Here is a 12,059-nt window from a genome sequence, read left to right as displayed (position 1 = left end):
CGCCGAGTCAAACCGGGGAGCACCCTATGCGCCGCTCCCTGCCCGGTTCAGTAGGTCTTGTAGGGCAGGAACTTCCCGGACAGCACCACGTTCACCCGATCGCCCTTCGGATCGGCCTGCCGCTGGATGTCCATGCTGAAGTCGATCGCGCTCATGATCCCGTCGCCGAATTCCTCGTGGATCAGCTCCTTGATGGTGGTGCCGTAGACGTTCACGATCTCGTACCAGCGGTAGATCAGCGGATCGGTGGGCACCGCCGAGGGCAGCGAGCCCTTGTAGGGCACCACCTGCAGCCACTTCTGCTCCTCGGCCGTGAGGCCGAAGATCTCGCCGACGATGGCGGCCTGCTTCTCGTCGAGCGTCATCTGGCCGAGGCAGGCGGCCGTGGTCCATTCCTTCGAGAGGCCGACCTGCTCGGCGACCTCGGCCCACTGGATGCCCTTGGCCACCTTGGCGGTGACGATCTTCTCGGTGACGTCGTTGCGATTCATGCGCATGCTCCTGTTGGAAGTGGGGAAGGACGCGTCGCGCCGTCCATGTGCCGGAGGCAAGCAACAGGCGTGCCGACTTGGTGCGCCGCGATAATCGGGCACCCAGCGCACCCCAAAGAAGGAGACCCCGAGTGCCCGACCTTTCCCAGATCACCTGCATCGAAGACCTGCGAGTGATCGCCCAGTCGCGCGTGCCGCGCATGTTCTACGACTACGCCGACTCCGGCGCCTGGACCGAGGGCACCTACCGCGCGAACGAGGCCGACTTCCACAAGATCAAGCTGCGCCAGCGCGTGGCCGTCAACATGGAAGGCCGCTCGACGAGGAGCACCATGATCGGCCAGGAAGTCGCGATGCCGGTGGCCATCGCGCCCACCGGCCTCACGGGCATGCAGCACGCCGACGGCGAGATCCTGGGCGCGCGAGCGGCCAAGGCCTTCGGCGTTCCCTTCACGCTGTCGACCATGAGCATCTGCTCGCTGGAAGACATCGCTGAAAGCACCGACCGCCATCCCTTCTGGTTCCAGCTCTACGTGATGCGCGACCGCGAGTTCATCGAGCGGCTGATCGAGCGCGCCAAGGCCGCCAACGTCTCGGCACTGCAGCTCACGCTGGACCTGCAGATCCTGGGCCAGCGGCACAAGGACATCAAGAACGGGCTAACGGCGCCGCCCAAGCCCACGCTGAAGAACCTGATCAACCTCGCGACCAAGCCGCGCTGGTGCCTGGGCATGCTGGGCACGAAGCGGCGCAGCTTCGGCAACATCGTGGGCCATGCCAAGGGGGTGGGGGACCTGTCCTCGCTGTCCTCCTGGACGGCCGAGCAGTTCGATCCGGCGCTGAGCTGGGCCGATGTGGAATGGATCAAGAAGCTCTGGGGCGGGCCGCTGATCCTCAAGGGCATCATGGACGTGGAAGACGCGCGCCTGGCCGCTTCCAGCGGCGCCGATGCGCTGATCGTGTCGAACCACGGCGGCCGCCAGCTCGACGGCGCGCCCTCCTCCATCGAGGCGCTGCCGGCGATCGCCGAGGCGGTGGGCACGGAGATCGAGGTCTGGATGGACGGCGGCATCCGCAGCGGCCAGGACGTGCTGAAGGCGCGTGCGCTCGGCGCGCGCGGCACGCTGATCGGGCGCAGCTTCCTCTACGCGCTGGGCGCCTTCGGCGAGGCCGGGGTGACGCGGGCGCTGCAGATCATTCAGAAGGAACTCGACATCACGATGGCCTTCTGCGGGCGCACGCAGATCGACGAGGTGGATTCGAGCATCCTGCTGCCGGGCACCTTCTAGACCCGGGTCGAGGTGCGGGTAAGTCCTCATCCGACAGCGTGATTGAGCGCTGCGGCACAGAATCGATCGGGCCATAACAACACTCCAAGACCCGATCATCATGAGTGCAGTCACGCCCGTTTCCGGCCTACCCCAGCAGCCCACACCCCACTACACCCCCGAAGAAAAACGCCGCAGGATCTTCGCCATCGTCGGCGCCTCCTCCGGCAACCTGGTCGAGTGGTTCGACTTCTACGTCTACGCCTTCTCGGCGATCTACTTCGCCTCCTCCTTCTTCCCCAAGTCCGATCCCACCGTTCAGCTGCTGAACACCGCCGGCGTGTTCGCGGCCGGCTTCCTGATGCGGCCGATCGGCGGCTGGCTGTTCGGCCGCATCGCCGACCGCAAGGGCCGCAAGACCTCGATGGTGATCTCGGTCACGATGATGTGCGCCGGCTCGCTGGCCATCGCCTGCCTGCCGACCTACGACAGCATCGGGGCCTGGGCGCCGGCGCTGCTGCTGGTCGCGCGGCTGTTCCAGGGCCTCTCGGTGGGCGGCGAGTACGGCACCACCGCAACCTACATGAGCGAGGTGGCGCTCAAGGGGCAGCGTGGTTTCTTCTCTTCCTTCCAGTACGTCACGCTGATCGGCGGCCAGCTGCTCGCGGTGCTGGTCATCGTGCTCCTCGAGCAGCTGCTGAGCGAGGCCGAGCTCAAGGCCTGGGGCTGGCGCATCCCCTTCGTGATCGGTGCCCTCACCGCCGTGGTGGCGATGCAGCTGCGCCGCCAGCTGCACGAGACCTCGAGCTCCGAGAGCCGCGGCAACCAGGAGGCCGGCACCCTCGCGGGGCTGTTCCGCCACCACAAGGCGGCCTTCTTCACGGTGCTGGGCTTCACAGCGGGCGGCTCGCTGATCTTCTACACCTTCACGACCTACATGCAGAAGTACCTGGTCAACACGGTGAAGCTGCCGATCAAGACCACCAGCTACGTGATGACCTGCGCCCTGTTCGTCTACATGTGCCTGCAGCCCGTTTTCGGCGCGCTGTCGGACCGCATCGGCCGGCGCAACAACATGCTGCTGTTCGGTGCGCTGGGGGCTCTTTCGACGGTGCCCATCCTCACGGCGCTGCAGCACGTGACGAACCCGGTGGCGGCCTTCGCGCTCATCATCCTGGCGCTGGCGATCGTGAGCTTCTACACCTCGATCAGCGGCATCGTGAAGGCCGAGATGTTCCCGCCCGAGGTGCGCGCCCTCGGCGTGGGCCTGGCCTATGCGGTGGCCAATGCGATCTTCGGCGGCTCGGCCGAGTACGTCGCGCTGGGGCTCAAGGCGATGGGGCACGAGTCGGCCTTCTTCTGGTACGTCACGGCGATGATGGCGATCGCCTTCGTCGTGAGCTGGCGGCTGCCGCGGCAGGCGAGCTACCTGCATCACGACCATTGAATTCTTCCGGTTGCGATGGCCGTCCCCGGTTCAAGTAGGAATTCTCGCTGCACCGGTTGCGCCTCGCGCCGACATGGTTTCCCATGCCGTGTCCTAGCTTGGCAAGCAGCCCGACCCATTTAAAGGACCCCCATATGCCGCAGCATGAAGCCTCGTCACAAGCCGAAAGCATCGACGTCAGTTCCGCCAGCGCGGTGGAAGATCTTGCCAAGCGATTCGACGCAACACCCCAGCAGATCCGGGAAGCGGTCAAGGCCGTTGGAAGCCGCATCGCGGACGTGGAGCTTCACTTGAAGGGAACTCGCAGTTCGAGCAACGAACAACGGGTGGACAGCAAGCCTGAAGGCCTGACATGAAACCGGGGCGCACTCGGCGTACCCGCCCGGTCCATGGCCTCACAGGAGATCGATCGATGAAAGCCAAGATGCTCAATGAAGCCCCAGAGCGCACCATTGCGCTCATCTTCGAAAAGGGCGACGACGTCGTCCCCATCCTCGAGCGGTTCGCGAAAGAGCATGCGTTGTCGGCCAGCCGCTTCAGCGCGATCGGCGCGTTGCAGGGCGCGGTTCTCGGGTACTTCGATTGGGAGCGAAAGGACTACGACCGAATACCCGTGAAAGAGCAAGTCGAGGTGCTCTCTCTCAACGGCGATATCGCGTTGGATGGCGATGCGCCGAAGGTCCATGCCCATGCCGTCCTTGGGCGGCGCGACGGCAGCACGATCGGCGGCCACTTGCTGCAGGCTACTGTGCGCCCGACGCTCGAAGTGTTGCTGATCGAGTCGCCAGGCTATCTGCGCAAGACGTGCAACCGCGAGACGGGGTTGGCACTGATCGACATCGACGCCTGAGGCGAGAACCCTAGTCGCCCAGCAGTTCCCCAATCGGCTGCAGATCCTCCACCCGATCGCAGACAGCCTTCACGACCATCATGATCGGGATGCCCAAGAGCAGCCCCCAGATGCCCCAGAGCCAGCCCCAGAAGATCACGCCCACGAACACGGCCACCGGGTTCATGCGGCTGGTGCGGCTGGTGAGCCAGGGCACCAGCAGGTTGCCCACGAGGGTGTGGATCAGCAGCGAGGCACCGCCGACCAGCAGGGCCAACTGAATGCTGTTGAACTGCAGGAAGGCCACCAGGCCGGCGGCGGCCATCATGATCACCGAGCCGATGTAGGGGATGAGATTGGTCACCCCGGCGAGGATGCCCCACACGGCCGCGTTTTCCAGGCCGATGGCCCAGAAGGCCAGGCCGGTCGCGACGCCGACCACCGCGCTGGTGAGGATCTGCACCAGCAGGTAGCGCTCGATCTGCTTGGTGATGTCGTCCAGCACGTTCACCGTGATCCTCTTCTTCTGCAGGCCAGGCCCCGTGATCTTTACCAGCTTGCGCCTGAAGGTGTCGCCCGAGCCGAGCGCGAAGTAGGTCAGGAAGGCCACCAGCGTGAGCTGCCCGATGGCGCCGATCAGGCCCACCGTGCCGCTCACGAGGTAGTCGCGCACGTTGAAGGGCGGCCGCTCGATGACCACGCGCGCCACGCCGCGGCGCGAGGCCACCCTGGCGGAGTTCTCGTCCGCCGCCTGCTCGAGCTGCTGGGCGGCCTTCTGCACGGTGTCGAGCGCGCTGGGGTCGCTTGCCCGGCTGCCGCTGCGCATCGCCACGCGCAGCTTCTGCGCCGCGACCGGCAGCGAATCGAGCAGCTCGGTGGCGCTGCCGGAGAGCGAGTAGCCAGTCCAGCCGACCCCACCGCCGAGCCCGAGCAGGATCACGGCAGCACCGATCCAGCGGGAGATCCTCCAGCGCTCGAGCAGGCCGACCAGCGGCTCGAGCGCGTAGGTCAGCAGCAGGCTCAGCATCAGCGGGACGAACACGGCCTTGGCCCAATGCAGCGTGAACACCACCGCGAGCACGCTGAGCACGACCAGCGCGGCGCTGCGCACGTCGACCGGCATCTGCAGCAGCACGCGCTCCGGCTCGGGCGCAGGGGCGGACGGCTCCGGCTCCAGCGTCGGCTCCTGCCTCGGCTTCGGCTCGGGCTCAGGCTCCGGCTCCGGAGGAGCCTGGGGCCGCTCGACCTTGTTCTGCTCAGCGCCGTCGTTCATCGCGGATCCTTGAGCACCTCGCGCACCGCCGCCAGCTGGCGGCGCGACACCACCACCGGCTCCGGAATGCCGTCGAGCCGCAAGGCCCAGCCCTCGGCGTCCTCGCCGTCGTCGTACTTCTCGAGCGCGCGGATCGCCTGGCGCGCCACCAGCGCATTGCGGTGCACGCGCACGAAGCGTGCCGGATAGCGCTCCTCGAACTCGGCCAGCGACCCATCGTAGATATGGCTGCGCGCCGCGGTGCGCACCGTGAGGTACTTGAACTCCGACTTGAGATAGACCACCTCGGACAGCAGCACCCGCTCGGTGCGGCCGCGATCCTGGATCAGCAGCACCTCCTGCGGCACCTCGGTCATCGGGCCGCGCCGCTCCCGCAGCGACCGCTCCGCCTTCTGCAACGCCTGCTGCAGCCGCTCGGCCCGCACCGGCTTGGTCAGGTAGTCGACCGCCTCGAGCTCGAAGGCCGTCACGGCATGGGCCGCGTGGGCGGTGACGAACACCACCGCCGGCGCACCGGCGCGCTGGCGCAGGCTGCGCGCCAGCTCGATGCCGTCGATGCCGGGCATGTGGATGTCGAGCAGCACCAGGTCGAGGTCGGCCGTGAGCAGTTGCGCCTGGGCGTCGGCGCCGTTTGAGGCCTCGGCCACCACCTCGGCCCCCGGCGCGTGGCACTCGGCCAGCAGCGTGCGCAGCCGCGACCGGGCCAGCGTTTCGTCGTCGACGATCAGGGTGCGCAGAAGATTCATGGACTCCTCAAGTTCCGACAGGAATGGCGATGCGCACGCGATAGGCCTTCTGGTCCATGCCGGCGCTGAACTGCGCCTGCACATCGTGCAGCAGGCGCAGCCGGTCGCGCACGTTGGCCAGGGCGATGCCGTGGCCGCGCGGCAGGGGCTCGTCGGCCCAGCGCAGCGGCGGCAGGCTGTTGACCACCTCGATCACCGCCATGCTGCCGCGGCGCTCGGTGCGGATGCGGATCTTCGCGCCCTCCGGGCTGGGCTCGACGCCATGCTTGACCGCGTTCTCGACCAGCGGCTGCAGCAGCAAGGGCGGCAGGCGCGCACCGTTGGCCGCGGGGTCGATGTCCCAGCGGATGCGCAGGCGGTCGCCGAAGCGCACCTGCTCGATCGCCAGGTAGCGCTCGGCCAGCGCGATCTCGTCGGCCAGGGTGACCGATTCGCCCGCATCGGCCAGGGCGTGCCGGAACAGCTCGCTCAGGTCTTCCAGCATGGCCTCGGCCTTGGCCGGCTCCTCGCGCACGAGCGCGATGGCGCTGTTCAGCGTGTTGAAGAGAAAGTGCGGGCGGATGCGCGACTGCAGCTCTTCCAGCCGCGCCGTCGTGGCCGCCGGCGTCTGGCCGCGCGCCCGCAGCACCAGCGCGGCCATTACCAGTGACGCGAACATCGCGCCGGCCAGGGCGCTCGCGATCCAGGGCGCGCTGGCAAGCACGCCCGTCAGCCGCAGCAGGCCGCAGCCATAAAGCGCGGACAGCGCCCCCAGCACGATGCCGGCGCCGTACTGCCCGGCGCGCGGCAGGCGGCCCAGCAGCTTCTTGAGCCAGCAGGCCGCGAGCAGCCACAGCAGCGTGGCCGGCAAGGCGCCGCCGGTCACGGTGGCCAGCAGCATCAGCCACTCGGCCGGTGTGGGCGCCTGGAACAGCGTGACGACCGCCACCACCGACTCGACGAACATCACGGTGCGCAGCACCACGCCGATCTGGCAGGCATCGAAGAGCGCGGCACCGGCACGTGCCGGCGCGCGGGCCCGTGCCGGGGACGGCGCCTGGGGGGTGGTCGATAAAATCGATGGGCTGCGCATCAAGCAAATCGGGTGCAAACCCATTATTGCCTCCCAACCGGTTCACCCCATGACCCACAACCAACTCGACAAGAAATCCGAAGCCTGGTCCGCCCTGTTCTCCGAACCGATGAGCGACCTGGTGAAGCGCTACACCGCGAGCGTCTTCTTCGACAAGCGGCTGTGGCAGGCCGACATCCAGGGCTCGCTCGCGCATGCGGGCATGCTGGCGGCGCAGGGCGTCATCGGCGCCGACGACCACGCCGCCATCGAGCGCGGCATGGCGCAGATCCGCGGCGAGATCGAGTCCGGCGCCTTCGACTGGAAGCTCGACCTCGAGGACGTGCACCTGAACATCGAGGCCCGCCTCACCCAGCTGGTCGGCGATGCCGGCAAGCGCCTGCACACCGGCCGCAGCCGCAACGACCAGGTGGCCACCGACGTGCGGCTCTGGCTGCGCGGCGAGATCGACCTGATCGGCGGGCTGCTGGTCGACCTGCAGAAGTCGCTGGTGGCCATCGCCGAGAAGAACGCCGAGGTGATCCTGCCGGGCTTCACGCACCTGCAGGTGGCGCAGCCGGTGAGCTTCGGCCACCACATGCTGGCCTACGTCGAGATGTTCTCGCGCGATGCCGAGCGCATGGCCGACGTGCGCGGCCGCGTCAACCGACTGCCGCTCGGCGCCGCGGCGCTGGCCGGCACCAGCTACCCGCTGGACCGCGAGCTGGTGGCCCGCACGCTGGGCATGGACGGGGTGTGCGAGAACAGCCTGGACGCGGTGAGCGACCGCGACTTCGCGATCGAATTCAGCGCCGCTGCCTCGCTCGCGATGGTGCACATCAGCCGGCTCAGCGAGGAGCTGGTGCTCTGGACCAGCCAGGCCTTCGGCTTCATCGACATCGCCGACCGCTTCTGCACGGGCAGCTCGATCATGCCGCAGAAGAAGAACCCGGACGTGCCCGAGCTCGCGCGCGGCAAGACCGGCCGCGTGGTGGGCCACCTGATGGGACTGATCACGCTCATGAAGGGCCAGCCGCTGGCCTACAACAAGGACAACCAGGAGGACAAGGAGCCGCTGTTCGACACCGTCGACACGCTCAAGGACACGCTGCGCATCTTTGCCGAGATGGTGGGCGGCATCACGGTCAAGGCCGAGGCGATGGAGAACGCCGCGCTGCGCGGCTACGCCACCGCCACCGACCTGGCCGACTATCTGGTGAAGAAGGGCCTGCCCTTCCGCGACGCGCACGAGACCGTGGCGCACGCGGTCAAGGCCGCGATCTCGCACAAGGTGGACCTGTCGGAGCTGCCGCTGTCGGTGCTGCAGACCTTCCATCCGAAGATCGAGAAAGACGTCTACGACGTGCTGAGCCTGCGGGGTTCGCTGTATGCGCGCAACATTCTGGGCGGCACGGCGCCGGCCCAGGTGCGCAAGCAGATCGCCCGCCATCGCGCCAGGCTCGGCTGAGAAATATTTGGGGTTTACCCCGAATAGCTGCTAAAACCCTTTCCGGCTCTTGCTCAGGCGCTATCGATTGAATAGCGCTTTCCCCAGCAGGTACGACCTATGGCAGGGCTCTACGCCGTAAGTTTTGTGGCCAGTTGTAAAACTGTAGTGCTAAAGTTTGGCATTGCATTGCAGCAAAGTGCCCGGCAACCTGTGTTGCCGAAGCACCCCAGCCGCCCGAATCCATGGAAAAAGCCCCCTGCGTCGTCGTCATCCTGACCTTCAATTCCGCCTCGATCATCCGGGAGACCGTGTCGCAGGCGAAGAAGGTGAGCCCCAAGGTCTTCGCGGTCGACTCGCATTCGTCCGACAGCACCGTCGCCATCCTCGAGGAACTGGGCTGCACCGTGGTGCAGCGGCCCTTCTCCAACTACAGCGACCAGCGCAACTGGGCGATCTCGCAAGTCGAGGCCGCCTACGGCTGGCAGCTGCACCTGGATGCCGACGAGGTGCTGGACGAACAGGCGGTGGGCGAAATCCGCGCCCTGCTCGCCGGCACGCCGCGCTTCGACGCCTACATGCTGCGCCGGCGCGACTACTTCATGGGCAAGATGCTGCGCTTCTCGGGCGTCAACCCCTGGCACCTGCGGCTGTTCCGCTCGGGCGCCGGGCGCTGCGAGGCGCGGCTCTACGACCAGCACTTCATCAGCAGCGCCACGCCGGGGCGCCTGCAGGGCTTCATGCACGACAAGAACTCGGCGCGGCTCACCGACTGGATCAACAGCCACAACCGCTGGAGCGACGCCGAAGCCAAGGAGAAGCTGGGCCCGCGCATGGCCGCCGACAACGTGCTCCAGCCGCGGCTGATGGGTGACGCGCGCGAGCGCACGCGCTTCATCAAGGAGCTCTACTACAAGCTGCCGACCGGCCTGCGCTCGCTCAGCTATTTCGTCTACCGCTACGTCTTCCGGCTCGGCTTCCTGGATGGCACCACCGGCTTCTACTTCGCGTTCTTCCAGGCACTGTGGTTCCGCATGCTGGTCGACGCGAAGATGTACGAGCAACGCTCAGCGCAGCGCCCGCCGGCCGAACTGAAGGCCACCACCCACCCGATTCCCCCTATGGAGTGAACTCGCAACATGCGGCAATACAACGCTTCCAAGAAGGTCCTGGTCACCGGCGGCGCCGGCTTCCTCGGCAGCCATCTGTGCGACCGGCTCATCGAGCACGGCCACGACGTCCTGTGCGTGGACAACTTCTTCACCGGCACCAAGCGCAACATCGAGCACCTGCTGGGCCACCCGCGCTTCGAGCTGATGCGGCACGACGTGACCTTCCCGCTCTACGTGGAGGTGGACGAGATCTTCAACCTGGCCTGCCCGGCCTCGCCCATCCACTACCAGCACGACCCGGTGCAGACCACCAAGACCAGCGTGCATGGCGCCATCAACATGCTGGGCCTGGCCAAGCGGGTGCGCGCGAAGATCCTGCAGGCCTCCACCAGCGAGGTCTACGGCGACCCCGAGATCCATCCGCAGGTCGAGGCCTACTGGGGCCGCGTCAACCCGATCGGCATCCGCAGCTGCTACGACGAGGGCAAGCGCTGCGCCGAGACGCTGTTCTTCGACTATTACCGCCAGCACAAGCTGCGCATCAAGGTCGTGCGCATCTTCAACACCTACGGTCCGCGCATGCACATGAACGACGGGCGCGTGGTGTCCAACTTCATCGTGCAGGCGCTCAAGGGCGAGGACATCACCATCTACGGCGACGGCCAGCAGACGCGCAGCTTCTGCTACGTGGACGACCTGGTGGAGGCGATGCTGCGCATGATGGGTACCGGCGACGAGGTGCCCGGCCCGATCAACATCGGCAACCCGGGCGAGTTCTCGATGCTGGAGCTCGCCAACAAGGTGATCGAACTGACCGGCTCCAAGAGCCAGCTGATGCGCATGCCGCTGCCGGCGGACGACCCCAAGCAGCGCCGCCCCGACATCACCCTGGCCCAGCAGGAGCTCGACGGCTGGGCGCCGAAGACCCAGCTCGAGGAAGGCCTGAAGAAGACCATCGCCTACTTCGACAAGGCGCTGTCCGAAACCACCGCAGACTGAACAACGCATGAACGTCACCATCATCGGTACCGGCTATGTCGGGCTCGTCACCGGCGCCTGTCTCGCCGACATCGGCAACAACATGCTGTGCGTGGACGTCGATGCGCGCAAGATCGACACCCTCAACGCGGGCGGCATCCCGATCTACGAGCCGGGCCTGGGCGATCTGGTCGAGTCGAACATGGCGGCGAAGCGCCTCGCCTTCTCGACCGACATCGAGGCCTCGGTGGCGCACGGCGACGTGCAGTTCATCGCCGTAGGCACCCCGCCCGACGAGGACGGCAGCGCCGACCTGCAATACGTGCTGGCGGCGGCGCGCAACATCGGCAAGTACATGAACGGCTTCAAGGTCGTGGTCGACAAGTCGACGGTGCCGGTGGGCACGGCCGACAAGGTTGCGGCCGTGATCCAGGAAGAGCTCGACAAGCGCGGCCGCTCCGACCTGCGCTTCTCGGTGGTGAGCAACCCCGAGTTCCTCAAGGAAGGCGCGGCGATCGAGGACTTCATGCGGCCCGACCGCATCGTCATCGGCTACAGCGACGACGAGGACGGCCGCGAGGCGCTGGCCGCGATGCGCAAGCTCTACGCGCCCTTCAACCGCAACCACGAGCGCACCCGCGTGATGGACGTGCGCTCCGCCGAGTTCACCAAGTACGCGGCCAACGCGATGCTCGCCACCCGCATCAGCTTCATGAACGAGCTGGCCAACCTGGCCGACCGCGTGGGCGCCGACATCGAGGCGGTGCGCCAGGGCATCGGCTCCGACCCGCGCATCGGCTACAGCTTTCTCTACGCGGGCACGGGCTACGGCGGCAGCTGCTTCCCCAAGGACATCCAGGCGCTCACGCGCATCGCGCGCGACAACGGGCAGGCGTTGCGGGTGCTGGAGTCGGTCGAGGCGGTCAACGACGAGCAGAAGCGCGTGCTGACGCAGAAGGTGCTCGACCGCTTCGGCCCCGACCTCAGCGACCGCAGCTTCGCGCTGTGGGGCTTGGCCTTCAAGCCCAACACCGACGACATGCGCGAGGCCCCGAGCCGAGTGGTGCTCGATGCGCTGCTGCGTGCCGGTGCGCGCGTGGTGGCGCACGACCCGATCGCGGTCGACGAGACCCGGCGCGTGCTGCAGCTGGACTTCGCCGATGCGCCGGCGCTGCTGGAGCGCATCAGCTTCTCCTCGGCCAAGGACCCGATGGAAGTGCTGGCCGACGCAGACGCGCTGATCATTGTCACGGAGTGGAAGGCCTACCGCAGCCCCAACCTGGAGCGGCTCAAGGCGCTGATGAAGTCGCCGGTGATCTTCGACGGCCGCAACCTCTACGAGCCCGGCGTGATGAAGGAAGCCGGCGTCATCTACCAGGGCATCGGGCGCAACAGCCGCTGAGCACGCTGCCTTAGC

12 protein-coding genes are annotated in these 12,059 nt (G+C 67.1%); 8 read left to right on the top strand and 4 right to left on the bottom strand.

The window, feature by feature from the left end:
• Window positions 1–47 precede the first annotated feature (47 nt).
• Window positions 48–491, bottom strand: a complete 444-nt coding sequence (gene cynS / locus GXN78_RS20295) for a cyanase (RefSeq protein ID WP_106554961.1) — start codon at window positions 489–491, stop codon at window positions 48–50.
• 131 nt (window positions 492–622) lie between these two features.
• On the opposite strand from cynS, the gene GXN78_RS20290 reads away from it, so the two are divergent.
• From GXN78_RS20290 to GXN78_RS20275, 4 genes are all read left to right on the top strand, one after another.
• Window positions 623–1,780 carry an alpha-hydroxy acid oxidase gene (locus GXN78_RS20290; RefSeq protein WP_106554962.1) on the top strand — a complete coding sequence of 386 codons (1,158 nt, stop codon included), beginning with the start codon at window positions 623–625 and terminating at the stop codon, window positions 1,778–1,780.
• Window positions 1,781–1,880: 100 nt separating this feature from the next.
• Window positions 1,881–3,206 carry an MFS family transporter gene (locus tag GXN78_RS20285; protein ID WP_106554963.1) on the top strand — a complete coding sequence of 442 codons (1,326 nt, stop codon included), beginning with the start codon at window positions 1,881–1,883 and terminating at the stop codon, window positions 3,204–3,206.
• Between the two features lie 134 nt (window positions 3,207–3,340).
• A complete protein-coding gene (locus GXN78_RS20280) occupies window positions 3,341–3,562 on the top strand; it encodes a DUF3606 domain-containing protein (RefSeq protein ID WP_106554964.1) in 222 nt (73 codons plus the stop codon).
• A gap of 56 nt (window positions 3,563–3,618) precedes the next feature.
• Window positions 3,619–4,056, top strand: a complete 438-nt coding sequence (locus GXN78_RS20275) for a PPC domain-containing DNA-binding protein (RefSeq protein ID WP_106554965.1) — start codon at window positions 3,619–3,621, stop codon at window positions 4,054–4,056.
• A gap of 10 nt (window positions 4,057–4,066) precedes the next feature.
• On the opposite strand, the gene GXN78_RS20270 is transcribed toward GXN78_RS20275, so the two are convergent.
• Genes GXN78_RS20270 through GXN78_RS20260 form a run of 3 tightly spaced genes read right to left on the bottom strand, consistent with a single transcriptional unit; the run spans window position 4,067 to window position 7,126 of the window.
• Window positions 4,067–5,308: an AI-2E family transporter gene (locus GXN78_RS20270; RefSeq protein ID WP_106554966.1), complete on the bottom strand. Its 1,242-nt coding sequence runs from the start codon at window positions 5,306–5,308 to the stop codon at window positions 4,067–4,069.
• Window positions 5,305–6,054, bottom strand: a complete 750-nt coding sequence (locus GXN78_RS20265; RefSeq protein ID WP_106554967.1) for a LytTR family DNA-binding domain-containing protein — start codon at window positions 6,052–6,054, stop codon at window positions 5,305–5,307. The genes GXN78_RS20270 and GXN78_RS20265 overlap by 4 nt, the downstream gene beginning before the upstream one ends.
• A 7-nt stretch (window positions 6,055–6,061) precedes the next feature.
• A complete protein-coding gene (locus tag GXN78_RS20260; protein ID WP_106554968.1) occupies window positions 6,062–7,126 on the bottom strand; it encodes a histidine kinase in 1,065 nt (354 codons plus the stop codon).
• Between the two features lie 49 nt (window positions 7,127–7,175).
• Between GXN78_RS20260 and argH the strand changes: the two genes are divergently transcribed.
• From argH to GXN78_RS20240, 4 genes are all read left to right on the top strand, one after another.
• Entirely contained in the window at window positions 7,176–8,573 is a 1,398-nt protein-coding gene (gene argH / locus GXN78_RS20255; protein ID WP_106554969.1) for an argininosuccinate lyase, read from the top strand.
• A gap of 224 nt (window positions 8,574–8,797) precedes the next feature.
• A complete protein-coding gene (locus tag GXN78_RS20250; RefSeq protein ID WP_106554970.1) occupies window positions 8,798–9,682 on the top strand; it encodes a glycosyltransferase family 2 protein in 885 nt (294 codons plus the stop codon).
• Window positions 9,683–9,691: 9 nt separating this feature from the next.
• Window positions 9,692–10,663, top strand: a complete 972-nt coding sequence (locus GXN78_RS20245; protein ID WP_106554971.1) for a UDP-glucuronic acid decarboxylase family protein — start codon at window positions 9,692–9,694, stop codon at window positions 10,661–10,663.
• 7 nt (window positions 10,664–10,670) lie between these two features.
• Window positions 10,671–12,044 (top strand): UDP-glucose/GDP-mannose dehydrogenase family protein, encoded by a 1,374-nt coding sequence (locus GXN78_RS20240; protein WP_106554972.1) that lies wholly within the window; start codon window positions 10,671–10,673, stop codon window positions 12,042–12,044.
• Window positions 12,045–12,059: the final 15 nt, after the last annotated feature.

It is taken from the genome of Variovorax sp. WS11, from assembly GCF_010499245.1.
Taxonomy (GTDB): domain Bacteria; phylum Pseudomonadota; class Gammaproteobacteria; order Burkholderiales; family Burkholderiaceae_C; genus Variovorax.
The sequence above is the reverse complement of the archived record's forward strand: the minus strand, read 5'-3'. Positions and strand labels throughout refer to the sequence as shown.

What these genes read in the sequence shown, in the direction of transcription:
- cynS (WP_106554961.1), bottom strand. Translation starts at nt 491, where the DNA reads ATGAATCGCAACGACGTCACCGAGAAGATCGTCACCGCCAAGGTGGCC.
- GXN78_RS20285 (WP_106554963.1), top strand. Translation starts at nt 1,881, where the DNA reads ATGAGTGCAGTCACGCCCGTTTCCGGCCTACCCCAGCAGCCCACACCC.
- GXN78_RS20280 (WP_106554964.1), top strand. Translation starts at nt 3,341, where the DNA reads ATGCCGCAGCATGAAGCCTCGTCACAAGCCGAAAGCATCGACGTCAGT.
- GXN78_RS20275 (WP_106554965.1), top strand. Translation starts at nt 3,619, where the DNA reads ATGAAAGCCAAGATGCTCAATGAAGCCCCAGAGCGCACCATTGCGCTC.
- GXN78_RS20270 (WP_106554966.1), bottom strand. Translation starts at nt 5,308, where the DNA reads ATGAACGACGGCGCTGAGCAGAACAAGGTCGAGCGGCCCCAGGCTCCT.
- GXN78_RS20265 (WP_106554967.1), bottom strand. Translation starts at nt 6,054, where the DNA reads ATGAATCTTCTGCGCACCCTGATCGTCGACGACGAAACGCTGGCCCGG.
- GXN78_RS20260 (WP_106554968.1), bottom strand. Translation starts at nt 7,126, where the DNA reads ATGCGCAGCCCATCGATTTTATCGACCACCCCCCAGGCGCCGTCCCCG.
- argH (WP_106554969.1), top strand. Translation starts at nt 7,176, where the DNA reads ATGACCCACAACCAACTCGACAAGAAATCCGAAGCCTGGTCCGCCCTG.
- GXN78_RS20250 (WP_106554970.1), top strand. Translation starts at nt 8,798, where the DNA reads ATGGAAAAAGCCCCCTGCGTCGTCGTCATCCTGACCTTCAATTCCGCC.
- GXN78_RS20245 (WP_106554971.1), top strand. Translation starts at nt 9,692, where the DNA reads ATGCGGCAATACAACGCTTCCAAGAAGGTCCTGGTCACCGGCGGCGCC.
- GXN78_RS20240 (WP_106554972.1), top strand. Translation starts at nt 10,671, where the DNA reads ATGAACGTCACCATCATCGGTACCGGCTATGTCGGGCTCGTCACCGGC.